This window comes from Dyadobacter sp. NIV53, assembly GCF_019711195.1.
Taxonomy (GTDB): domain Bacteria; phylum Bacteroidota; class Bacteroidia; order Cytophagales; family Spirosomataceae; genus Dyadobacter.
The window spans coordinates 4,411,201-4,435,889 of record NZ_CP081299.1; the positions used below are offsets into that span (position 1 = coordinate 4,411,201).

The 24,689-nt window shown below is 40.3% G+C and carries 16 protein-coding genes and 1 pseudogene; 9 read left to right on the forward strand and 8 right to left on the reverse strand.

Going from position 1 to position 24,689, the window contains the following annotated elements; genetic code table 11:
* Window positions 1-79: 79 nt before the first annotated feature.
* The 3 genes from KZC02_RS18150 to KZC02_RS18160 form a co-directional block, all read right to left on the reverse strand.
* On the reverse strand, window positions 80-826 hold the full coding sequence (locus KZC02_RS18150; protein ID WP_221389998.1) for a DUF4290 domain-containing protein: 747 nt from the start codon (window positions 824-826) through the stop codon (window positions 80-82).
* A gap of 64 nt (window positions 827-890) precedes the next feature.
* Window positions 891-4,886, reverse strand: coding sequence for a C25 family cysteine peptidase (locus tag KZC02_RS18155; protein ID WP_229253659.1), 3,996 nt, complete (start codon window positions 4,884-4,886; stop codon window positions 891-893).
* On the reverse strand, window positions 4,861-5,373 hold the full coding sequence (locus KZC02_RS18160; RefSeq protein ID WP_229253660.1) for a dihydrofolate reductase: 513 nt from the start codon (window positions 5,371-5,373) through the stop codon (window positions 4,861-4,863). The genes KZC02_RS18155 and KZC02_RS18160 overlap by 26 nt, the downstream gene beginning before the upstream one ends.
* 240 nt (window positions 5,374-5,613) lie before the next feature.
* On the opposite strand from KZC02_RS18160, the gene KZC02_RS18165 reads away from it, so the two are divergent.
* The 9 genes and pseudogenes from KZC02_RS18165 (at window position 5,614) to KZC02_RS18205 (ending at window position 14,407) form a co-directional block, all read left to right on the forward strand.
* Window positions 5,614-5,976 (forward strand): PadR family transcriptional regulator, encoded by a 363-nt coding sequence (locus KZC02_RS18165; RefSeq protein ID WP_221389999.1) that lies wholly within the window; start codon window positions 5,614-5,616, stop codon window positions 5,974-5,976.
* A 38-nt stretch (window positions 5,977-6,014) separates the two neighbouring features.
* Window positions 6,015-8,552: a PspC domain-containing protein gene (locus tag KZC02_RS18170; protein ID WP_221390000.1), complete on the forward strand. Its 2,538-nt coding sequence runs from the start codon at window positions 6,015-6,017 to the stop codon at window positions 8,550-8,552.
* Window positions 8,553-8,644: 92 nt separating this feature from the next.
* On the forward strand, window positions 8,645-9,331 hold the full coding sequence (locus KZC02_RS18175; protein WP_221390001.1) for a head GIN domain-containing protein: 687 nt from the start codon (window positions 8,645-8,647) through the stop codon (window positions 9,329-9,331).
* A 248-nt stretch (window positions 9,332-9,579) separates the two neighbouring features.
* The gene (locus KZC02_RS18180; RefSeq protein WP_221390002.1) at window positions 9,580-10,428 is read left to right on the forward strand and encodes an outer membrane beta-barrel protein; all 849 of its coding nucleotides are present in this window, start codon (window positions 9,580-9,582) and stop codon (window positions 10,426-10,428) included.
* A gap of 85 nt (window positions 10,429-10,513) precedes the next feature.
* Window positions 10,514-11,032 (forward strand): acyl-CoA thioesterase, encoded by a 519-nt coding sequence (locus KZC02_RS18185; RefSeq protein ID WP_221390003.1) that lies wholly within the window; start codon window positions 10,514-10,516, stop codon window positions 11,030-11,032.
* Window positions 11,033-11,086: 54 nt separating this feature from the next.
* A pseudogene (locus tag KZC02_RS18190) lies at window positions 11,087-11,454 on the forward strand (Rid family detoxifying hydrolase).
* Window positions 11,455-11,610: 156 nt separating this feature from the next.
* Window positions 11,611-13,161, forward strand: coding sequence for a glutamate--tRNA ligase (gene gltX, locus KZC02_RS18195; protein ID WP_221390004.1), 1,551 nt, complete (start codon window positions 11,611-11,613; stop codon window positions 13,159-13,161).
* 133 nt (window positions 13,162-13,294) lie between these two features.
* Window positions 13,295-13,549, forward strand: coding sequence for a hypothetical protein (locus KZC02_RS18200; RefSeq protein ID WP_221390005.1), 255 nt, complete (start codon window positions 13,295-13,297; stop codon window positions 13,547-13,549).
* Between the two features lie 78 nt (window positions 13,550-13,627).
* Entirely contained in the window at window positions 13,628-14,407 is a 780-nt protein-coding gene (locus tag KZC02_RS18205) for a TIGR00266 family protein (RefSeq protein ID WP_221390006.1), read from the forward strand.
* A 54-nt stretch (window positions 14,408-14,461) separates the two neighbouring features.
* On the opposite strand, the gene KZC02_RS18210 is transcribed toward KZC02_RS18205, so the two are convergent.
* From KZC02_RS18210 to KZC02_RS18230, 5 genes are all read right to left on the reverse strand, one after another.
* Window positions 14,462-15,475, reverse strand: a complete 1,014-nt coding sequence (locus tag KZC02_RS18210; protein WP_221390007.1) for a two-component regulator propeller domain-containing protein — start codon at window positions 15,473-15,475, stop codon at window positions 14,462-14,464.
* 87 nt (window positions 15,476-15,562) lie between these two features.
* Complete coding sequence (locus KZC02_RS18215; RefSeq protein WP_229253661.1) at window positions 15,563-17,569, reverse strand: sialate O-acetylesterase; 2,007 nt, start codon at window positions 17,567-17,569, stop codon at window positions 15,563-15,565.
* Window positions 17,570-17,755: 186 nt separating this feature from the next.
* Complete coding sequence (locus KZC02_RS18220) at window positions 17,756-19,330, reverse strand: RagB/SusD family nutrient uptake outer membrane protein (RefSeq protein WP_221390009.1); 1,575 nt, start codon at window positions 19,328-19,330, stop codon at window positions 17,756-17,758.
* Between the two features lie 35 nt (window positions 19,331-19,365).
* Window positions 19,366-22,599, reverse strand: coding sequence for a TonB-dependent receptor (locus KZC02_RS18225; protein WP_221390010.1), 3,234 nt, complete (start codon window positions 22,597-22,599; stop codon window positions 19,366-19,368).
* Between the two features lie 605 nt (window positions 22,600-23,204).
* The gene (locus KZC02_RS18230; RefSeq protein WP_229254401.1) at window positions 23,205-24,656 is read right to left on the reverse strand and encodes a RagB/SusD family nutrient uptake outer membrane protein; all 1,452 of its coding nucleotides are present in this window, start codon (window positions 24,654-24,656) and stop codon (window positions 23,205-23,207) included.
* Between the last annotated feature and the right edge of the window lie 33 nt (window positions 24,657-24,689).

Consider the following 24,689-nt stretch of genomic DNA (forward strand, 5'->3'; position numbering starts at 1 on the left):
TTAAATACTGTTTGCTGTAAATGTAAAGGAGAATTTCCTGATTTACAGAGTTGAATAATAAATCCGTTTTTGCAGGTGATCAGATCCCCGGTTTTCTGCGGTTATTGTTCGTGTTATTATTGGGGCGGTTATTGTTGGTGTTATTCCTGCCGGCAAACTTATTATTAGGATTGTTATTCGGGCGGTTACGGCCAGGGTTATTGTTCTGATTGCTTGGCCCTTGCCTGTCCTGATTATTATTTGGCTGGGCTTTAAAGCTCTGATGGTTGTTCCGGTTACGATCCTGATTGCTGTTACGATCTTTGGGAGAAGCGTCAACAGGCCCGTTTTTGCGGATGTAGTCAATTTCTTCTTTCAGCCGTCCTTTGGCAAGCAGTTCCAGCTGGCCCAAAAGAACGTGGTCTTCCGGATTATCTTTATTCCAGGTATTAAAGAACGACCGCATCAAACGGAATATATAGGACACGAAAGCAAGACGGTCTTCCTCATTTTCAGTATTGATCGCCTTATCAAGCAACAGATCGATATTTCGTCCGTAATGGCGATACATCAGATTTTGCTGATTATAGCCCACTTTCAAGGGTTTTTTACCAAGTGATTCTTTGGAAGGTGGTGGATAAGGACTGTCTACATCCAGCTCAAACCCCGATATAATATATAGATCATCCCAAAGCTTGTTGGTATAATCCTGATTGTCACGCATATTTGGATGTATCTGACGCATGAGCTCTACCAAAATGTGCGCGTAGAGAGTGCGTTTTGTCCGATCTTCTATCTTGACGATGTGATCGGTAAGTTTTTGTACATTACTGCCGTATTCTTTCAAGGGCTTAAATTATTTTATAATTGACAAAAATAAGAAGATTTTATGGAAAGAAAAGAAAGCCTTTTTATCTAACCCAAATCAATTTTCCGTGTAATCCGGTTATTACTCCTGAAGATGAAGCCCTTTCTCTATTATTTACCTCGATATGATAGAAATATATTCCGGCGGGCAGATTTTCCGGTTGCCAAAACCATTCATTTGTACCAGTATGTGCCGGTGCCTGAATCTGTTTTACTTTTCTTCCTGTAAGATCATTTATAGTGATAACAAATTTTTCTTCCGGCATTGTTCCTTCCAGTTCCATATAAAATCTGAACCATTGAGCGGCAGGATTCGGTGAAACTCCCGCGTTTGTAATTCCGAGTATATCAGCAACCCTGAAATGAATCTCATAGTCCGCAGCTGCATTACCGCTTTTGTCCATTGCCTTTACACGAAGCGAATAAGTTCCATTTTTTAATGGTGTTACTGATTTCAACCAAATCCTGAAATCGTTGGAAGAAAGATTGCGGGTCCCGGCATTTGTCAAAGATAACCTTTGCTCTGCACAAGTCGGGCAATCTTCTTTGAGCCAGACTTCAATACCCGATGTATCATTTCGGATCAGGAATTTATTTTCATCCAATACCTGAATACCGATAACCGGTTGTGCCGAAACAAAATCTCTATCTGCCAGCTGGCGATAATCCACACTTACATTCAGGACGGGCGGAATGCGATCCGGAATTACGAGATATGATAAATGTACTTCATTATTGGTATAAATTTCCTCAGGAAGCTTGTCTGCATTAAACAGAAAAGAAATTTCGTGTTCACCAACTTTTCCGAGTGTGCCGAAATTCATTTCCAGGTTCCTGCTTTTATTTGCGTCTAACGGAGAAATGTGAATATTAATTGTATCTGCTTTTTCTGCTGTTTTGTATAAAATACGAACTGCAAGCGAATCTTTAAAAGCTATATCTGTAACATTTTGAAAAGTAATAACCGAACGTAAACTGTCACCTTCCTGAACTTTGGAGGTATTAGGTTTAAGGATTAAAGCTATTCCCTCAGGAAGTTTTGATGCAGAAACAACATGATTGGAATAATTGATCATGCGGATTTCCGAAGGCCGGTTCTGATCTTCCGGTAAATAAACCCGCCAGAACACTCTTTGATTTCTGGTATCCGGAATAAGAATTTTATGACTGGCTATGAAATTGTTAACCGGAGCAATAATTTTTTGAGCATTTGTAAAAGAACTTGTTGTGTCCCATTCAAAAACGACTTCTTTATTGTTTCTTTCAAAGGGGATTTGTGCTACCAGATCAGTTTCCCGTGAACTCGTTACGTAACCGGGTAGTGGCAGCAATGGAAAAGCGCCCCCTTCAGGAAGAAACATTTGTTTGGAAAAAACATTATTTGATTCATTTTCCTCAGATAATTTGTTTTCAGGATCTATCGTAATTTCCCAGGAAAATGTGCCTGACCTTGCAAAAGGATTAGCCATTTTAAATGTCAATGTATCAGGCTTAGCCACAGATTTGTGTGAGGAACGAATGATAAACGGAACCGAAGATGTTCCATAACTTTTAAGCAAAACCTCATAATTCTCTTTCCTGAACCGTCCATTGTTGACAACCCCAACGTGAATCAGAATAGAATCGCTCCATATGCTAAGTTTGTTTCCAGATGGATCTGAAAATTTGATTGAAGTTGAATCGAAGGTATAATCTGGTAGCAGGGCAGGGAAAATCCGGATGGCAGGATCGCCGTGCAGGTTCATTTGCTGTGCCGTAATACCGTTTGATAAGTTGGGATGTTTGAGCATATTTCTGCGAATAGCTTCCTGTTGTATGGTTCCAAATGGCTCGCTGACAAATTGCGGATCAGCCAAAACCTCATAAAAGGAGTCTGTACAATGTTTAAGAGACGAAGAAATGCCATTAAATGTGTGTGCAAGAAATAATACTGCCCCGTTTTTTGGAGAAAATATCCAGTCTGTACTAATGGTTTTCGTTGAATAAAAAACACTTCCTAATGCACAGCCATTAGCAATAACAGCCGGATAAAAAGGATGATTTTGGTATCCGCGTTTGTCATCACTCACAAAACCGATGTCAATGTCAGTAACATCCAGTCCCGAGTGTCCAAATAAAGTCAGAAGTGCAATTCCTTTGTTAACAGGAACATTGATCGGAAACTGCTCCACTTCTGCATCTGTTTTTTTAGAGATAGTTTGTACGCGGGCATTCAAAGAAGAACCGGCAACCTTACTTTCAAAAGATTTGACGTATCCCCGGAAAGCGGCTAATTCATCTCGGGAACGGCCTCCGCTCAAATGCAGAATGTTTTTTCTCCATGGAGCTGATGCCGGTTCTGCTTCCATAGCCTTTACTTTTTGCAGATAGGTCCGGACATTTTCAGAATTAAGCGCATTGATACGCCCAACCGGCACGAGCGGTACAAAAGTGTCAGCACCTTCAATCCCCATTGATAATGCAAGATCAGAACCTGGCCAGCCTGCATTGGGAATCATATCGACACTTCTTGCATTACCCATTTTTCGCGCAGTTTGCGGATCAATGGATCTTCCGATGATAAATACAAATTTTAATTGCCCGGCATTAAACATGCGGCCAATCATATTTCTTATTCCGGACGGTCCCGGTTCTCCATAGTTAAAGCGGTCAAAAACTTCTTCACTTTCAATGATAAATGGTCTGTAGCCGCCGCCTTCCCGGGAAGCGCGATAAGCAGCATATGCTTCAACGGGATCAACGCCATCAATTCGTTTTCTTACCAGCGGATGTGTAATGATCAGATAATCCGTTTGTAGGGTATCAAGGGATTTAAATTGTACAAGTCTGGGTTTATTGATTTTGAGCGGTTCTTTGTAGCCAATAATTCTTGTGCTTCCATTCACAGAAATGTAATGATCGGTTTGTTCTGGTTCTTTAAGGTTATAAGGATCTGAACAATCGTAAAACTTCCGGTTTTCTACATTTCCTATTTCCCATAAACTTGTTTCAGTATTATTTCCAAAATGAAATATCTTTTGATTATTGTTTGCTGGAAATATTGATTTCTGTGGATAACGCCATTTAACATGAGAAACGGAAATGGAACCGGTTTTTTCTACGGCATGAATAGAAATAGCGATCTTTCCATTCGCAGTGATATCTTCTCTTTTTAGTAAAAATCTATAAGTCAGTGAATTGTAATCCTGAATAGTAAGTTTAGTTATATTTCTGCCTGATTCACCCGTTTTTCCTGCCTGGAGTTCTATTTCATGAGTTCCTGCCGAACGCCCGGCGAATACCAGCTCAACTTCCGTTTGACCAAAATAATCGTAAGCCGGATTGACTGTATTAATATCAATAATCTGCCACGCATTATTCAGATCTTTTCCTGTCCAGCCTTCCCCGTTATCGTAATTGGAAAGCACAGATCCGGTATCAAAATTACTTCCGGTTGGATAAAAATTACCTGTAAAATAGTTGCTGTTGAATAATTGAGAAACTTCCTCGAAATGATAGTTGAGAACTTTAACGCCGCTGTTTGGAAGTGATTTCGTTATTCGTTTTCCGGATTTTCCGTCTTGTCTCCAGGTTAAAAAATAAGCAGCCGTGTCGGAATACAAACTGTAATAGGTATGCGGCATTATGGCCGGGCGTAAGTAAAGCGAAGAATCCAGGGTGCCGTCATTCCTTTCCCCGTAAAATGAAATATAACCGTTTACTCCCAATTTGCCGGATTCGTCACTATTTGCCTCAATGGAAAGTTCTTTTCCACGACGAAACATTTGAAAGGATACTGCTGAAATTTCACTGACAGGTAGCCCGGTTGCTTCTAATTCCTGACTTGTTAACTTATAAAATCCGGTTTGGGTAACGGGAATGCGCAGGTAAGTTTGGTTTGTATTAATCCATTCGTCACCATGAACAGTTTGTGCAGCAACAGAGAAATTGAAGAAGAAAATGAAAAGAACGAAACCAGAATAATATATGATAGGATGGATCTTCGTGCGGATGATCCTTTTAAACCATACATTTTCATATTTCCGGTTTTTTTCTAACATACAAATTCATCGAAAAGGAGTATTCATGCTCATCGTCAATTCCATGGTATTCCGAAGAAATTAATTCCCAATCAGCCAGGCTTACCGCCGGAAAAAATGCATCCCCATCGATGTGCGCGTGTACGATAGTCAGGAAAAGTTTTTCTACCAGTGGCAGCGTTTGCAGGAATACAGAAGCACCGCCTAATACAAATACTTCATTTTCGTCGCGAAGTAACGCAAGGGCAGTTTCAAGATTTGGAGCATACTCCGTATTTTCCTCCTGATCCAATGCGGGATGTCCGCTAAGAATTACATTCCGGTAAGTCGAATGAAGTGCATCAGGAGCTTCGTAACTTTTTCGTCCCATCAGAAATGGCCTCCCATCTGTTACTTTTTTAAAATGTACCCACTCGTCAGGAAGGTGCCAGGGCAGGTTATTATCAATTCCGATCACCCGGTTTTCGCTCATAGCGGCAATGATATATAATTGGGTCTGGTCTTGCAAAGTAGTATATAGTTTGAATGGAATTTTTTCAAAATATAATTCAAATCAATTACAATTGAAATATATGGCTATAATTTGCCGGTCAACCTGATAATCAACCATTCATCAATACGATAATAATTAATTAACACAGTACCTTGCATCACAAAGTACCTTTCTATACCTTTGTTGAGTAGAAAGTGAGAATCTTATCTATTAGCCATGAATTTATATTTTCATTAATAAACAGATGAACCCGATATGAATGTTGAAAATGCCCAAGTACAGATGCGGAAAGGGATTCTGGAATTCTGTATCCTGAATATCATATCACGAGGTGAAGTATACGCTTCGGATATGTTGGATGAACTAACGTCTGCCCGTATAATGGTAGTGGAAGGTACACTTTATCCGCTATTGACCCGATTGAAAAATTCAGGTTGGCTGGATTATAAATGGGTGGAATCGTCATCCGGACCGCCCAGAAAATACTATGTTTTGACTGATGAGGGGAAATTATTTCTGGATGCCATGCATACAACGTGGTTTGAACTGGCCGCTTCTGTGGAATCCGTGATTCACCGTACAGAAGAACTTAGTAAAACTGCATCAAATCCTTCCTGACCCTAACTGATCATTTAAAGACATTCGATTTTACAATCATGAAAAAGACAATCAGCATAAATATCGGTGGTATCATCTTTCACATAGAGGAAGACGGCTACGAAAAGTTGAAAGGTTATTTGTCATCCATTCAGAAATATTTTTCTTCTTTCGCAGATAGCAAAGAAATTCTTTCTGACATTGAAGGCCGCGTTGCCGAAAGGTTTCTGAATAAACAGAAAGCAGAAAACAAACAGGTTATATCCTTGGTCGATGTGGAAGAACTGATCGGGGCAATGGGTACAGTGGCGGATTTTGAAGCTATTGAACAGGCAGAAGATCTTTTTGCAGACCCGTTAGAATCTGCTTCTTATGCAAAAGCGCCACCAAAAGAGGAAACTTTTGCTTCGGCTGGTAATACTTCCCAGACAGAAACTGCCAAACCAGGTGTTGCCAGAAAACTGTACAGGGATTTGAAAAGAAAATTAATAGGCGGTGTTGCTGCCGGTCTGGCGCATTATTTCACGATCGATCCGCTTTGGATCCGCCTTGCATTTTTATTCGCAGTAATAGGCCTGCCAGCAGGTTCCGGTATTTTTAATCTGGACCTGGAAGACGAATTGGGTCCATTGTCAGGATTTATGGTATTGGTTTATATTGCTATGTGGATTGCTTTTCCGGGATCTGCAACTTTGGAAGAAGATACCAGGATCAAGAAATTTTACAGAGATCCGGACCGCAAAGTAGTAGGTGGGGTAGCCGCTGGTGTAGCATCCTATTTTGGTGTTGACCTGGGTGTGGTCCGTTTTCTTTGGGTTCTGTCCATATTGTTTTTTGGAACGGGTGTTCTTATTTATATCATTTTATGGGTTATAGCACCTGTTGCCAATACGCTTACTGAGAAAATGGAAATGCAGGGCGAGCCGATAACTTTGTCCAATATTGAATCCAACATCAAACAAAGCCTGAATGTTGATGAAAAAAGTGGTGAAGAAAATGCGCTTACCAAAATATTGCTTTTGCCTTTTCGTGCCATTGCCTTAATTATAGGTGCATTGGGGAAGTTGTTTAAAGGTCTTGGTCCTGTATTAAGAGTACTGATTGGAGTGTTTCTGGTAGGGGTGTCTGCAATTACTTTATTTGGTTTGCTTGTTGGCGGCGGGATTTTGCTGGGAGTTACCAGTGCGGCACCTTTTGATGATATGCCGATACCCTTCATGATCATGCAGGAATTGCCAACAAGCCTGATCTTGTCAGGTATACTGGTAACTGCCATTCCCTTTATAACTTTTCTCTTATTAGGATTAACACTTTTATCAAACAGAAGGCTGGTAGGAAGTTCAGTTTGGCTGACATTACTTGGCCTTTGGATTGTTGGTATTATTGTCAGTACGGTTCAGGGCGTTGCTTTTCAAAGGAATTTTGCGAAACGTGGTGAATTCTCAACATCTGTTTATTACACGATTCCAACCGGAACGCTTACACTTGATAAGAGTAATGAATACGATGACGAAAATGTTGATATTGATATCAGATTAACCGGTTCAGGTACAAGTGACAGTCTTAAGTTGGAAAAAACGATGTTTTCAAGAGGGCGTACCCGTGAAGCAGCTCAGAAAATAGCTTCGGGACTGGAATATAATCTGAACGTAAAGGATTCAATTATTTTGTTTCATGAAGGGCCGGGATTAGCAAAAAGCGGCCCATTCCGTGATCAGCGCATTGATCTTACCCTGCATGTACCTTATGATAAACCATTTATTATGACCCGTGAATTTTATTATTCACTTTCTCATAATGATGGCAGCTTTCCTCAAATGAATCAGTATCATTTAGATGACAATGAGGTAAACTGGAACTCGCTTCGCTGGACAATCCGTCGTGATTCTGGCTTGATTTGTACTAATATACCAGCCAAATATATCAGAAATGATAATGAAGATAATCAGGAAAGCAGTGACGAATATTCCTCTTTCAATGACGAAAACAGTGATTTGAACCTTGGAGAGCGTGGCACTTATATCAAGCAATTCCCGGTAGGGGCTTTCCAGAAACTGAATATTGGCGGGGCCTATTCAATCAGTATCAGGCAGGGAACTGAATTCAATGTATCGGCTGATGGCGAAGCAGATGATGTGGACGACTTGAAAGTGACTGTGGAAGATGGTACACTACACGTAAAAAGATCTTCTAATTTCAATTTATTTAATATGGATAAATGGAATAGGGTAGGGCTGATTATTACGATGCCGACCGTTGAAAGCATTTCTTTATCGGGGGCAAACAAAGCAAGAGTTTCAGGATTCAGAGGCCTGACTAAACTGGATGTAGATGTTACCGGTGCATCTAAAACTGAAATTGATGTGGAAACCAATGAACTGATCGTTGAACTTTCGGGAGCATCGAGAGCGACTTTGATGGGAAGTGCAAAATCAGCTAATTTTGATCTGTCAGGCGCATGTAAGCTTAATGCAACAGGAATGAATATCGAAAACGTAGACATTGAAGCTTCCGGTGCGTCCAAAGCCGAGTTGGGAAGGGTAACGAATATAAAGAAAAGCTCAAATGGCGCTAGTAAAATTGATGTTCAGCAATAAATAACAAAAGTTGCATCCTGTTTAAAACTGGATGCAACTTTTGTTAACCAATTATCATCCTTTACAAAACGTATAACAAAAAACTAATCGACATGAAGAAATTTATTGCAGCAGGCTTATTGGCCCTACTGGTATCTGTCACCACGTTTGCACAGGATACAAAGAAATTTCCGGTTTCCGGTTTTAATAAACTTGCGATGGGAAGCGCCTTCAAAATTGATGTAAAACAAGGCAGCAATTTCAGTGTTACTGCATCAGGGAAAAGTGAAGATTTGAGTGACCTTGAAGCTAATGTTTCAGGTGGAGTGCTGAAAATAGGCTACAGGGGTAATAACTGGCATAAAAACCGTAAAACAGTAAGTATCAATATTACGATGCCAAATTTGCATGGAGTTGATTTTTCCGGGGCAAGTACTGCTACGGTTGGTAAATTTTCGGGAGTGAAAAATTTTGATGTTGAAGTTTCAGGGGCTTCAAGAGTTACTATGGAAGTGGCAGCTCAAAAAGTGAGCATGGATTTATCAGGTGCATCTTCGCTGGTATTAACGGGACAATGTGATGTTCTGAACGGAGAAGTTTCAGGTGCATCGACCTTCAAAGGAAGAGATTTTCCTGCCAAAGAAGTAAATATCGATGCTTCCGGTGCAAGCAGCGCCGCCGTTGTAGCCAGTACAACTATCCATGCCGAAGCAAGCGGAGCAAGCAGTATCAGATACTCAGGAAATGTAAAAGATATTCATTCCAGTACTTCGGGAGCAAGTTCAGTGAAGAGGGATTAATATATTTTTATAAAAAGAACATCTTATTTGAAGAAAAAGCCGGCATTGCCCGGCTTTTTCTTTGTCTTAAAAACAGACTAAAAGTGACATATTATTTTAAGAGTAATATATTTACAGACATTTACCTTCCAAAATTATTTTCTTATCGGGCAGGAAGCATATTCACATCTGCTTTTGTAACAAACAAAAACAGTTATGCTTCAATGAATCAATTTTAATAATTTGGATAAATTAAATGCAGGTATAAAATGAAGCACTATATAACATCAGCACTTATCATTTTCGGGGTTCTTATTTTTTCTCCTGATACAAGATCACAGGGAAAAGGTAATTCAGCTAAAAGATATACGCCTCCATTTGGTGTACTAAGCCTAACCGGCGGAATTGGCCTTACTTATTATTACGGCGACCTTAATAATAAGATCAATTTGAAACATCTGGGAATGGGGCCATCAGTTTCACTGGGTGCTTTGTATCGCGTTACTGAACATTTTAGTGCAAGAGGGGAGTTTCGTTTTTACCAGACTTCCGGTGAGCAGAGGTATTCCAGGTATCCTGACAATAATCTTTCCTTCCGAACCCGCAATCCGGATATTAATCTGGGTATTCAGGCTGATTTGTTTTCTTACAACAGTCACGCCAGAATCAATCCATATTTGTTTTTAGGCGCAGGTGTAACGTATCTTAACCCGAAAGCGAAGCTTGATGGAAAATGGTACAGTTTGCCTCCTCTTACTACCGAAGGGGTTAAATACAGCCGGTTACCATTGGTAATTACAGGTGCGATCGGAGTTTCTGTACAGGCATTTGAGAGGCTTAGCTTGGGAATAGAAATGAATAACAATTTTGTCAGATCCGATTATTTCGATGATGTCAGTGGTGTTTTCCCTAATCCGGATCAGTTGCCAAGCGATCTTGCAAGAAGGCTATCGGACCGTTCGTCTGAAATTGGATTAGATCCCAAACAGCCAGGATGGCATAGAGGAGTCGGAACCAGAAATGATATTTTCTCATTTGTACAGCTCCGCGCAACTTACCTGATCGGCAACAGAATGCAGGCTTCGGAAAGAAAAAGGATGCGTTGCCCGAAACTCTGATATGCACATCGACTTTTACAGAATATATTTTATAAATGGCTGAATACCATTCTTTATCTCAACCTCTGAATCATCAAAATCCCACATGTTAAAGGCAAAACATCCGAAGCAATCAGAAGTGATCATGACCGAAATGGTACTTCCCAACGATACCAATACTCTGAACAACCTGATGGGAGGACGATTGCTGCACTGGATGGATATTTGTGCTGCCATTTCTGCCCAGAAACATTCCAATCGTATTGTGGTTACGGCTTCGGTGGATAACGTTTCTTTTACTGAGCCGATCAGGCTTGGGAATATTATCACTATGCATGCCAAAGTCACCAGGTCTTTCAATTCTTCCATGGAAGTGTATCTGGAAGTTTGGGCAGAAGACATTCCGGCGGGTTTGCGGGTAAGCACCAACCGTGCGTTTTACACATTTGTAGCCGTAGATCAAAACGGTCGTCCTATTGAAGTCCCTCCTTTGGAACCGGAGTCAAAAGAGGAAATAGAATTACACATCAGTGCATTACGCCGGAGGCAACTCCGCCTGGTTTTGGCCGGCCGTATGAATCCTGCGGAGGCTACGGAATTAAAAGCATTGTTTGATGTAGAATAACAAGCCTCTCATGCCATTATTTTTGATACTTTTGCAGGATCAAAAACATCAGATATGGCAAAAGAAATCATTTTTTCAGATAAAGCACCCGCACCCATCGGGCCTTACAGTCAGGCTGTAAAGGTAAATGGCACACTATATGTTTCCGGTCAGATTGCGGCTGAATTGGCCAAATCGGGAGATATAAAAGCAGAAGCGGGCATTGTTATGCAGAACATCGGCCATATCCTGGGTGCAGCAGGCATGAGTTTTTCTCATGTAATCAAATCAACAATTTTCCTGAAAGACATGAATGATTTTGCTTCGGTAAATGAGATTTATGGTGGATTTTTACTTCTGAACCACCCGCACGTGAAACTGTTCAGGTGGCTAAGCTTCCAAAGGACGTAAATGTTGAGATATCAGTGATCGCGGTTGATTAATTGCTAATTATAAATGATAAGTTGTTAATGATAAATTCTAGGTCACCGGTATCATTAATGATAATTTTTCGATTTGAAAAGTAGAAGATCTGGCAGTTAATTACATGGCAGATTACTTTAAAAATCGTGATAAAACCTATTTTAAGTTAAGAATAAATGAATAAGCTACCAGTTCGAGTAAGATTTGCTCCAAGTCCAACCGGCCCTCTTCATGCAGGAGGTGTTCGTACTGCATTGTATAACTATTTGTTTGCACGCCAGCAAGGTGGTCAGATGTTACTTCGTATTGAAGATACGGATCAAAACAGGTACGTTCCCGGTGCCGAAGCATATATTATGGAAGCACTTTCGTGGCTGGGAATTACCATCGACGAAGGACCGGAAGCGGGTGGCCCGCATGCACCTTACCGCCAGTCGGAACGGAAGGAAATGTACCTTGAATATGCAGAACGGCTGGTAAAAGAAGGCAAAGCATATTATGCTTTTGATACTACCGAAGATTTGGACGAAATGCGGAAACGCCTTGAGGAAGCCAAAGTTGCAGCGGTACAATATAATGCCATTACGCGTCAGGAAATGAAAAACTCGCTGACACTTTCACCGGAAGAAACCAAAGCAAGACTGGAAAGCGGGGAACCATACGTGATCCGGATGAAGATTATGCCCAAAGAGGATATCCGGTTCAATGACCTGATCCGTGGCTGGGTTGTCGTTCATTCTTCTCAGATTGATGATAAAGTGCTTTTGAAATCTGATGGAATGCCTACCTATCACCTGGCCAATATTGTGGATGACCATCTGATGGGAATCACACATGTGATCCGCGGAGAAGAATGGCTTCCATCTGCTCCGCTGCATGTTTTGTTATATCGTTATTTCGGCTGGGAAAACACAATGCCTCAGTTTGCGCATCTTCCGTTGCTTTTAAAGCCTGATGGAAATGGCAAACTTTCCAAGCGTGATGCGGATCTGGGTGGATTTCCTATATTTCCATTACAATGGACTGACCCAAATACCGGTGATATAGCGAAAGGTTTCCGTGAAGAAGGCTATTCGCCGGAAGCTACGGCTAATTTTCTTGCGTTGCTGGGCTGGAATGCGGGAACTGAACAGGAAATATTCAGCATGGAAGAGCTGATTAAAACATTCAGTTTTGAACGTGTGCATAAAGCAGGTGCAAGGTTTGATATTCAAAAAGCCAACTGGTTCAATCAGCAATATCTTAAAATGAAAGATGATGCTGAAATTGCCAGTGAAGTAAAACCGCTTTATGCTACCCAGGGAATTGAAGTAAATGATGAACAGGTTATTCAAATTGTCCATTTACTGAAAGACAGGGTACATTTTGTAAAAGAAATCGTGGCAGAATCAATTTTTCTTTTTAATGCCCCGAAGGAATATGATCAGGAGGTTGCTTTGAAAAAATGGAATGAAGAAGCTGTGAATGCTATTTCAGGATTTAAAGATTCGCTGGAAACATTTGAAGGTGATTTTACTGCTGATCATATCAAACATTCCCTTCATGCAACCATGGAGACTTTGGGAATCAAAATGGGCAAGATCATGCAGGCTTTGCGATTGGCCGTAACAGGTGCAGGCGCCGGCCCTGATTTAATGGTGATCATGGAAATACTCGGAAAACAGGAAGTGACAAACCGCCTGGTTAATGCCTTGGACCGCTTACCAGCTCAAATTCGCCTGGCATAATTATAAATACGCCGTTTGATTAATTTGATTTGAAAATAGATTTGTAGTTGCATACTTTCGTAAAGTAATTATTTAAATGGTCGTACGCCGGAAGCCCTAAGCTGAAAGCCGATAGCCGATAGCTCATAAAATAATGGCTAAGAAAAAACAAACTGATTCATCCAGGACGGAAAACGAAAAACCGAGGGTACACAAAGAACTTGAAGGTTTTGACATTCAGATTAACTCTTTTGGTGAAATTTCTACCAGTTTTGATATGGATCGTATCAATGAGTTTTTGAACAAAAATGTGGATGACAAAAAACTGCGTGACCGGGAAGATATTCCGGGCAGGAAAACACCACGTAAGGCAAAGAAAAAGACAGAGGGAGAAGAAGAGGAAGAATAGGTTACAATAAAAAGCATGATTGAGAACAGTTTGATTTAAACTGTTTAATTTATGGATATATAAACTTTATACTTCAAAATGATCTCACACGAAATTGACTACAAAATCATCGGCGACGATATCCAGATTGTAGAAATAGAACTCGATCCCAACGAAACGGTAATAGCCGAAGCCGGTGCGATGCTTTTTATGGAAGACGGTATTGAATTCCAGACCAAAATGGGTGATGGCTCGGAAGCAAACCAGAGTATTATGGGTAAGATATTTCAGGCAGGTACGCGTGTTATCACCGGTGAATCGCTTTTCATGACCCACTTTACCAATCGTGGAATCGGAAAGAAAAAGGTTGCTTTTTCGGCACCATATCCCGGAACGGTTATGCCTATTGACCTGTCCAAAATTTATGGTAACGAACTGATCGTACAAAAGGATGGCTTTTTGTGTGCCGCTCTGGGAACGAGTATGAAAATACATTTTAACCAGCGTTTTGGATCGGGCCTTTTTGGAGGTGAAGGATTTATCCTGCAAAAGTTAAAAGGGGATGGAATGGCTTTTGTCCATGCAGGCGGAGTAGTCATTGAACGCCAGCTGAACAATGAAATGCTGAGAATTGACACTGGTTGCGTCGTTGCTTTCGAACAATCGCTGAGCTTCGACATTCAGCGTTCCGGCGGATTGAAATCCATGGTTTTTGGTGGTGAAGGTATGTTTCTGGCAACGCTTCGCGGTTCAGGACGGGTTTGGATACAATCTATGCCAATCTCCAAACTAATTCAGAGATTGTCTATTGGCGGAGGAAATGCCAGAAAAGAAGGCGGCTCTATCATTGGTGGGCTAGGAAGTTTATTCGAAGATTAATAAGGTTCAATTTATATATTTTTAAAAAAGGTAAGTACTTGGGTGCTTGCCTTTTTATTTTAAAATATACACGCCTTTACCAGTTCCCAGCCAAATTTCACCTTCCGGATTTTGCCCGAAAGCGAAGATTCCTTCAGTACCTAAAGTTTTGAAATCCCATTGATTATTTATAAAAATTCCGCAATCTTTTTCTCCTGAAAACGAAGCCCAGAGCTGATCATTTTTATCTGTAAAAATTCTTTGTGTATTATAGATAATAGCATTTTCATCAGGCAGATTCAGAATTGTAGATTTGTTTCCATTGAATTTAAAAATTTGCGGACGGCCAGTTTTCATGGTACTTGAAAGTCCATAACTGAGAGATATAAACAGCTCGTTTTGTTTGTTAATAACAACATTACCAAAATAATATGGTGTAAAGCCAATTTCGTTTGGGCCAAATACAGTCATTTGATTACCGGAAATCCGTGTAAGTGATAGGTTATTTATACCGTCATTAATTGCCAGCCAGATATTATCATTCTGATCAATCGTCATGCTTTGAATTAGATTGCCAGGTAATCTGGAGTTTTCCGGGGTAAAAGCAGTGAATTTTGTTCCGTCATATTTTACCAATCCGCCTGACTTAAAACTACTGCACGAAAACCAAATATTTTCGGCATTGTCAATTACAATTGAACCAACATAATTTTTTTGTAAACCGAAGGTTTTGGCATCATATCTCGTAAATTTTGATCCATCATATTTGATCAGGTCGTCGCTTCCTATCCATACATTTCCGGCCTTATCAATTTGGATATCATTGATGGAAGCATTGGTTAGCAATGAATTGGAAGAATTATACACTGTTGTTATTTCTCTATCATATTTTATCAGTCCCTGGTTAATAGTTCCCAGCCAGGCCGTACCGTTTTTATCAAATGCAATGGCAGTGATAAAGTAATTTTTCAATACAATTTCTGAAAGTTCTCCGTGGTTTCGGGCATTTTTGTCGGGATCTGGATTATCCCCATTTTTACAGGAAATCAGCAACAAAATAAATAATACAAACTGGTAGTTGTTTTTCATTTCCAAGTAGTAAGGTGTTCATTTTATTGACAAATATGGAGCAGAAAAGGTTGGAATGATACTAATATTAATCAATTTAATTATAAATCAATTAAAGATAACAGTCTGGGTGCTGCTCCCCGAATCGGTCGTAATCTTCAAAATGTAATTTCCTGCTGGCAAATGATAGAATGGCCGTGCGACTATCAATCCGATTACGTCACGTTGTGTGAAAAATAAAGCATGTGCTTTGCCTCTTGTATCAAATAGTGAACAATGGAAACTGGTTGTCGGCTTGCCTGGCCTTAAATAAAATTGCTGGCCATTAACCGGATTAGGAAAAACGATAAAATCTGGCGGGCCGCCTTCCTGAAAAACCGCAACTATGGTTGAGTAAGTCGTTTCTCCATTTTTATATTCTAGCTTAATCCTGTAAAAAATACTACTTTCACCGGTATTGAGATCTGAATAAGTATAGATATGTGAATTAGTTTCATTGTCCACGGGGTCGAAACTTTCCAGGTCACTATAATTACGGTTATCTGTAGTTTTTTGTACAACCATTGTTTTTAATTCAGGATTGGCGGCCATAAGCCACGAAATCTGAATTTCTTTTTCAGTGGGTTCTGCTGAGATCGTATTGACAAATTCAATTTTATGCAAAGCTTTATGGACATAAAATGAGGTAGAAATACTTCCGGGCAGAACCGGGTTCAATCCTGTCAGCCTTATTTTGTAAATACCATTTTTGAGGTTTGAAGGGAGTTTGATATGAAGTGGGCTGTCATTTCCAGTACCCGCAATGGCTACAAATTTTCCTTCATCATTTAATAATTCAGCCTGAATGGTAATATTTTCTTTACCTGTAATTTGATATGGTAAAGTGAAATCTGCGCCTGGAAATGCATTATATGGAACTACACCTGTATGCATTGCATATGCAGGCTGTAAAGGAATAACAGCACGAAGTACAGAATCAGATAAAATGCGGTTCCAGGCTGTGGCGGCCAATGTTAATCCCTGCAGTCCTCCTGAAACATTTTCAAAATGCCCGTGAGCAAGGCGCGGAACCTGGATCGTATCCAGATCCGGGCCGGAAAATGTGTTGAAATTTTTTAAAGAAGCAAGTCTGTTTTGCGCATTAATCACAGGCAAATACGGTTTGTCCAAAGAAGTACTCACGGAATTTTTGGCAATAATCCAGGGAATATTGTGCCCGGTATCTTTTCTGCTGTTGTCAAGCAGGGTTTTAATATTGCTGAAATAAGCGTCTTCTGTAAAATTTAGCTGGGCATCATTTTCACCATGTGACCATAAAACAGCTCTCATCCCAAGCCACGAGTTGAAATAGCGGATTGTATTGACCAGATTGGTATAAGGCTGGCGGTTCGGCCAGTTTTTTCCTACATACAGATTGTAGGCGTCTTTTCCCGAAGCCGCATCCCGGTAGTTTTCAGAATTGGCTGCTGCCCATGCTGCGTTCAGAAATAGGACAGGTGTTTTCCATTTTCGGGAAAGCATTTCACCCAGTTCTCCCCAGTACCAGGACGTTTCTCCTGATGGGAAAATATGATTTTTACTATTTATCGGTTCAAAGGCAGGAATTTGCATCGGTTCATTCGGTGCTACGGTTATGTTTTCAGGATTCAGGGTTTTATTTGTTGTGTTAAAAGAAATAACCTGCTCAGAAGTGCTTTTGGCTCCCAAATTGGGCAGGCCCATTGCATTAGAATTACCAGCAATCAAAAAAACTTCTCCCACTCCAATTCTGGATATAGTCGCTGAATCAACAGTATTGTCATTTCTATGCCCTAAAAGTTTCAATTGATACCAGCCGGTTTCTGCCTGTAAGTATGCACTTAAAAACCCCTGGCTTAGCTGATCTTGTGTAAACAGCCATTTCTTTGCCGGATAAGGATTTTTTTCAAAGGGTGTAAGATGAACTTCTATTTTTGAATAGGGAATCGTAGCATAACCGGTAATGGCAATATGGGCAATTCCTGCGGTGTCACGCTGAATAATCTGATTGTTGACCGGACTGGTAATAGTGAGCTGTGCATGTAAAACAGTAGTCCATAATAGAAGTATCAGAATGTAACCAACACGATTAAACAAGCTATGTTTATTATTATTAACGATCCATTTCCGCATATATCCTTTTATGAAATTCTTAATTTCATTTATAACTGAAATTAAGTTGAATTTGATCCTGAGAATTTTTCCACTCTGGATTTTACAAAAAAGGCCGGCCCTTAGTTTTACACTAATGAGCCGGCCCTGAATAAAAACTTAAACGCTTAATTAATTATATCCCGGATTCTGTGGTGTCAGATTAGGGTTGTTTTTCATTTCCTGGATTCCAAGAGGGAACAGCAAATGTTTTTCCAGCAATGGAACACCAGCTCCCACATTCAGGTTAAGATGGCCAACGAAGTTGTCGAATCCTTTGGTTTTTTCATTGAACACTTTACGTAAGCGAACCATATCAAACCAGGTAATGCCTTCGTAAGCAAACTCATACCAGCGTTCTCTCAAAACCGCATCGCGGAAAGATGCCTGCGTAAAAGTTCCAAAAGCTGGAGTAACTAATTTAGACCGGTCATGCACTTTTTTGTAAGCATCATACGCTTCCTGATTAGGTGCACCCAATTCGTTTTGTGCTTCGGCATAGATCAAAAGAATTTCTGCGTAACGAATCAAAGGAACGTTCAGGTTGTTATTACGTGAGCCCGGAATACCTTCAGAACCATTTGCAGTCTGATTAAAGTGCTTGAAAACATATGGAGCACCAAGATTAAACCTCGCACCGTTACCATTAGTAAAGTAAGTGGTATAAAACCATCCTTCCTGATCTATAGTACGCAGGTCTCCTTTTTCGAAAGAGTTATAAAAAGAAGGCGTTGGAACTGTACTTCCTGTACCACCCGGACCTGAATAAGTAACCGGTTTGAAGTTCGGTAAATAGTCGCCCAGAGGATTACCTGCAACAGAGATATTGTACTGGATCATGAATATATGCTCCAGCCTGTTTTTAAGACTTTCCTGATGAACTTCTTTATAAGTACTGAAAAGATTTACCAATGTAGGATTTGCTTTGGCATAAGTAATTACTTCCAGAGCTTTATCTGCAGCCAGCTTGTAATGTGAGGCACCTTTGCTCAGCGGAAAACCAGCCATGGTCAGGTACACTTTTGCCAATAAAGATTTAACAGCAATTGTTGTAGCACGTCCACTTACATCTGTCATAGGCATACCAGCAGCTTCTGCCGCCAGCAAATCCTCAACGATCAGATTATATACTTCTTCCTGTGGAGCACGCGAAGGCATAAAATCTTCTGAGTCTGCTGTTTGAGGTAAAGTAATCAATGGAATATCACCCCAAAGTCGGACTGCATAGAAATAAGCCCATGCGCGAAGAAAACGTGCTTCACCCAACAATTTCGTTTTTTGTGCTTCTGTTGCAGGAGCTAAAAATGGAATTGTAGGGATTTTTTCTAAAGCAAGATTGGCGTTGGCAATAATTCGGTATAAACCATTGTACCAGTTATTTATATGAGCGGTGTTTCCGTCATAAGTCAGCGAGTAAAGGTTATTTAAATCCGAATTCTGACCGGTTTCTGTTGTTGCTGTTCCTGTAACTGCTTCCAGCATTTGCCAGTTTGCTGAGAAAATCCCTGCTCCTTCACCATAAAAGCGCAGACCTGTATAAGTTGCAGCAATAGCGGCTTCAGCATGATCAGGTATTGTATAAAAACTTTCCGGTGTTAAGTTAGAGGGATCTTCTTCTTCCAGAAAGTCTGAACAGCTCGTTGGACCAAGTAAAATGGCTCCGCAGAGAAAAACCCAGGCTACTTTTTTCAAATTATATAACTTCATAATCAATGTTTTTTAAGATAAATTAATGGGCTCACTTAAAATGCGATCTGTAAACCAGCCATGTAAGTAGTTGGTTTTGGATAGCCGTGCCAGATCATACCTTGTGAAAATACGTTGCTGTTCTGATCACCATTTGTAGGCGTAACCTCAGGATCTCCATGTGGATATTTAGTCAGCAGGAAGAAGTTCTGAGCAGAAACATAGATTCTTAATTTGCTTAGTTTTATTTTGCTTACCATCTCTGATGGGAAATTATAACCCAGCAATAGGTTTCTTCCACGTAAGAATGATCCGTCAAAAATCCAGTGAGAATCTACGTTGGTTACATACCCTGCTCTTGTTTCACGAATTTGAGCGACTGGTGTATTCTGGTTATCAGGTGTCCATGCATTCAGAACAGTAGTATAACTGTTAGCAATAGAAACGCGGTCTTCACTTGGGTGAAGCGTCATATCCATTACATCATTACCATACGAATACTGTACATCAAAGGTAAGATCGAAGCTTTTGAAACGAACTGTATTGGAGAATGTACCCCATGCTTTCGGGCTACCATTTCCGATAATGGTACGGTCAGCATCCGTAATTGCACCATCACCGTTGATATCCTTATACTTAATATCTCCCGGCAGCATCGTTAAATTGTTACGATAACTGGTGAATTTCGCAGCATCATCTCTTTCAGCTTCGCTCCATGTTCCTTCACGAATAAGTCCCCAGAATGATCCAACAGGCTGTCCGATACGGATGATACCCGTTTGGTTTGTAAAGTTAGGCCCACCCACACCGAAGATATCGGATGGTGTAGCAAGTGAAAGTACTTTGTTTTTGTTTAATGAAACATTGAAACTGCTATTCCATGTGAAGTCGCCTCTTTCAATGTTAGTTGTATTCAGAGTAAATTCGAAACCTTTATTCTGCATAGAACCGATGTTCTTTCTGATTACAGCATAACCGCTTGAACGTGGTACAGGAGCATCCAGAAGCATATCAGTTGTTTTTCTGTAATAATAATCTGCTTCTACGGAAATTCTGCCTTTCAGGAAACTAATTTCAAGGCCTGCATCAGTCTGTGCCGTTTTCTCCCATTTCAAGTCACGGTTAGGTAATCTGTTGATACCTGTTCCGCTCACTCTTGTATCGCCATATACAGTTGCATATGTAGAACTTAAAAGCGAAAGTGAAGAATAAGGAGGAATTTCAGAGTTACCCGTCAAACCATAACTTGTACGAACTTTCAGGTTCGAAATGATTGGGTTTCCTTTCAGGAATTCTTCATCCGATACTTTCCATGCCAGGGCAGCAGATGGGAAAAATGCGAATTTATGGTTTTCCCCAAATTTAGAAGATCCATCTGCACGTCCTGTCACTGTGAAGAGATATTTATCAAGTAACGTATAGTTAATCCGTCCAAAGTATGAATTAAATGCAGAGCTTTGTGCATTAGATGCTATTGGGTTGGAAGGTAAGTTAGCACCGGCACCTAAATTATCATAGCCAAAGAAATCCGTTGCAAAATTTTGAACACCTACACCTGTTGTAGCAATATCCGTTTTCTGCCATGAAATACCGGCAAGTGCGTTGAATGCATGAATACCAATTGTTTTGTTATAGGTCAGGTAATTTTCCCATGACCAGAAAGTTTCTTTTCTGTTCTCTTTTCTTGCAGTACCAAATTCTGATATGGCCAAAGTACGTGTCTGAGATTGGTTTACCTCCTGATTTATTACGTTTATACCCAATACAGAACGTAATTCCAAACCTTTTGCAAGTGTAATATTGCCATACAAACTTCCTAATGTAGTAGCCGTGTTTACAATATACTTGCGGCCGTTTAATCTGTGGATGGAACTGAAAGAACCTTCTGCCTGAGGATAATCCCTGTTATTGGCAAAAGTACCGTCAGGATATCTTACAGGAAGGAAAGGGAAATCTTCAACCATCTGACGGGGAACTGCATCATTGATATCAACCAGGTTTTCACTCTGATTGTTATAACTCAAAGTAGCTCCGATCTTCATCCATTTCTTTACCTGATCGTCAATGCTGAGACGTGTTGAATAACGCTTTAGATACGATTCTTTCAGTAAACCCTGATCGTCACGATAGCCAAGAGATAGCGCATAAGTCGTTTTTTCATTTCCGCCGCTGAAACCCAGCTGATGGTTTTGAGAAACTTTGTTCTGAGTTGCTTCTTTGAACCAGTCTGTGTCATAATTTGGTTTGTAACTACCGTCAGCAGCCAAAGTAAATACATCAGGATGCGCCAGACTGAAAGCAGCTCTACGCGTCTGAGGATTTAAGTTTGCATACTTTCCTGAAGCCCATCCTAAAGGGTCAAACTTTGCGATATTTTTATAAGCAAGATCTTCCACATCCAGATATTGCTGTGCATTCAGTACATGCGGTCTTTTCGGGCCTATTGTAGGAACGCTCACATCCACATTGTATGTAACAACTCCTTCACCTGATCTTCCTTTTTTTGTTGTAACAAGAATTACACCATTTGCACCTCTTGCACCATATATAGCCGTAGAAGACGCATCTTTCAGTACTTCAACAGAAACGATATCATTTGGATTGATATAGTCAATAGCTGAACTGTACTGGTTTTGAGTTCCCTGCGGAAGCATCACACCATCCACAACGTACAATGGGTTGTTGGATGAGTTGATAGAACTGAAACCACGGATACGAACGTTGCTTCTTCCGCCCGGACGACCTGAGTTTACGTTTACCTGCACCCCTGACACTTTACCCTGCAAAGCCTGGTTTAATGACGGAGCAGGACGTTCTTTCAATTGTTCTTCTTTAACCGAGCCAACAGAACCGGTTAAATCCGATTTCTTAGCAGTACCGTAACCGATGACAACTACTTCGCTCAGGGCTTTTGTATCTGATTCAATAGCCAGGTCAACAACACTTTTATTGCCTACCGCAACTTCCTGGCTTACATAACCAACAAAACTAAAAACAAGAATTCCACCATTATCAGGCACAGAAATGGTATAATTTCCGGTTCCGTCTGTGGTAGTTCCTACACTGGTTCCTTTCACAACGACGTTTACACCTGGTAAGCCTTCGTTATTACTTTTGTCTGTTATTTTTCCTTTGATAGTTCTGTCTGCATTGATGACAGCCGTGTATTCTATTTTAGTAGTGGTATTGGCAATTGCCACAAAAGAGCACGAGAGTGCAGGCAAAAGAACCAATGAATTACGGATACTCCTCATACGAGGTATCCATTGTTTGGTACTGGTATGTCTCATATTATTAGGTTTTAAATATTTAAATGTTTTTTCATAAAAAGGACATTGTTTTTCGTCTGCCAGTCAATTGTAATTTTTAATCACGTAATTTTTTTCGGTCATGCTTGAATAATTAAGGGTTTAGGTGAATAAATAAAATGAAATATTAGTGATAAAATATATTTAATTAGTACAATATTTTATGGAATAAATTATCTTTTCGTGTAGTTGTCAAAAGTGACATGGACATGAATTATGATAAATTTTGGATTGGTAACAGAAAAATAACTTGACTGTTAATTTGATGATTTGATATACAATTTATCTCAGCCTGCTTTCAAATTTATTAGATCAGCCGGCAAAAGGAGACCTGATTTAAATGAGATTTTAATATTTTTATTAAAATAGCGTTGCAATATTATAATATTTAACAATAATATTTAAATAGAAAAGGAATTAAAAACAGAATTATTTATGCAAACGTTTGCATAATTTTCAGTAGAGTATATTATAAGTAACAGTAATTCAGGTATTTGTTTCTCAATTTGTAGAAAAAATACTGTCCTGAGGTAAGTAACCATCAGGACAGTATGAATGACATTCTATGGATAATAATATGGCTAATCTCAAAATCCGGTGTTCTGGACAAGCTTGCTATTATTATCTATTTCACGCTTTGGAATCGGGAACAGCAGGTTCTTTTCAGAAAAGGTTTTTCCGTAAATGGTAGTATGTCCAACGAAATTATCCCACTTTTTTGTGATGTCGTTTCTTACCTTCCTTGTCCTGATGATATCAAACCACATTTTCCCTTCAAAACATAGTTCAAAGTATCGCTCGGCCCAGACAGCTTCTTCAAATTCATTGACATTTACTGTCGTTACTGCCGGTAATTTTGCCCTGCTCCGAACGTCGTTCAGGGCTTTCATGGCTTGCGCATTTGGTTTTCCTTCCGCACGGTTTGAGGCTTCGGCATACATCAGGAGCACATCGGCATATCTGTAAATGGTATAATTGAGATTAGACTTGGCATCATTATCTATGGCCTGTTTGTCAAACCATTTGTAGATATAATAACCTCCCAGATCCAGCTTTATACGCCTTGGGTCACCATCCGGATAATCCGACGGATGGCCTTTATAGAAAGTATAGAAAAATTGTTTCTCCTCCCTGCGTTTATCCCCGGCTGCAAAACTTTCCACAAATTCTTTCCTGGGTGTAAGTCCGCCGTACTCATCAGAATACGCGGCAATTCCACGCAGGGTTGGTAATGTTACGGGCGTCATACCGTTATGCCTGATATCCTTCTCATGCTGTACCTGGAAAATAAACTCTTTGGTATTGCGGTTTGCAGGATCAATCATATCGGTGTATTCTGTGAATAATGTATAAGATCCATTGTCGATCAGTTCTTTGGACCGCTTTGCCGATTCAGCGTAAAACTGGTCTCCGGCCTTGACGGGGAAACCGGCGTAGGTAAGATACACATCTGCCAGCAATGCTTTCACGGCACCCATAGAAACCCTGCCGCTCACATCACGCCATTCCAGAGTTGCTTTTTCAGCTTCCAGCAAATCAGGAATGATAATCTCGTCATAAATTTCCTTGGCCGGCGATCTTGGTGTTTGTATATCATCCAGGGATTCTACCAAAGTGGTTAACTTGGGGACATCACCATATCTGCGGACAAGCTGGAAATAGTATAAAGCGCGCATCGTTTTGGCTTCGGCAATCATACTGGTTTTGGTTGCAGCAGGAAGCGTACCGATCTCGCCAATTTTCTGGATCGCCAGGTTGGCCCTTGCTATTCCCGAATACATACCTGCCCACCAGTTATCTATGTAAAAAGCACGTGCGTCGTATTCGAGGTCGTAAAATTTAAATGCTTCGGTTTGCGAATTGCCATCAGCTTTTCCGGTCATAAACTCCGTCACAGATGCATTGTTTCCACCCCATCCGCCGCCTCCGTCGTTAAAAGTACCGATCGTGGAGTAGGCTCCGTCAACAAAAGCCCTGGCAATTTCTGCACTTGATACCTGTGAAGAAGTAGTTAAGGATCCGGTCGGGTTTTCATCCAGGAAATCACTACAAGGAAAATGTTGCCAATCCTG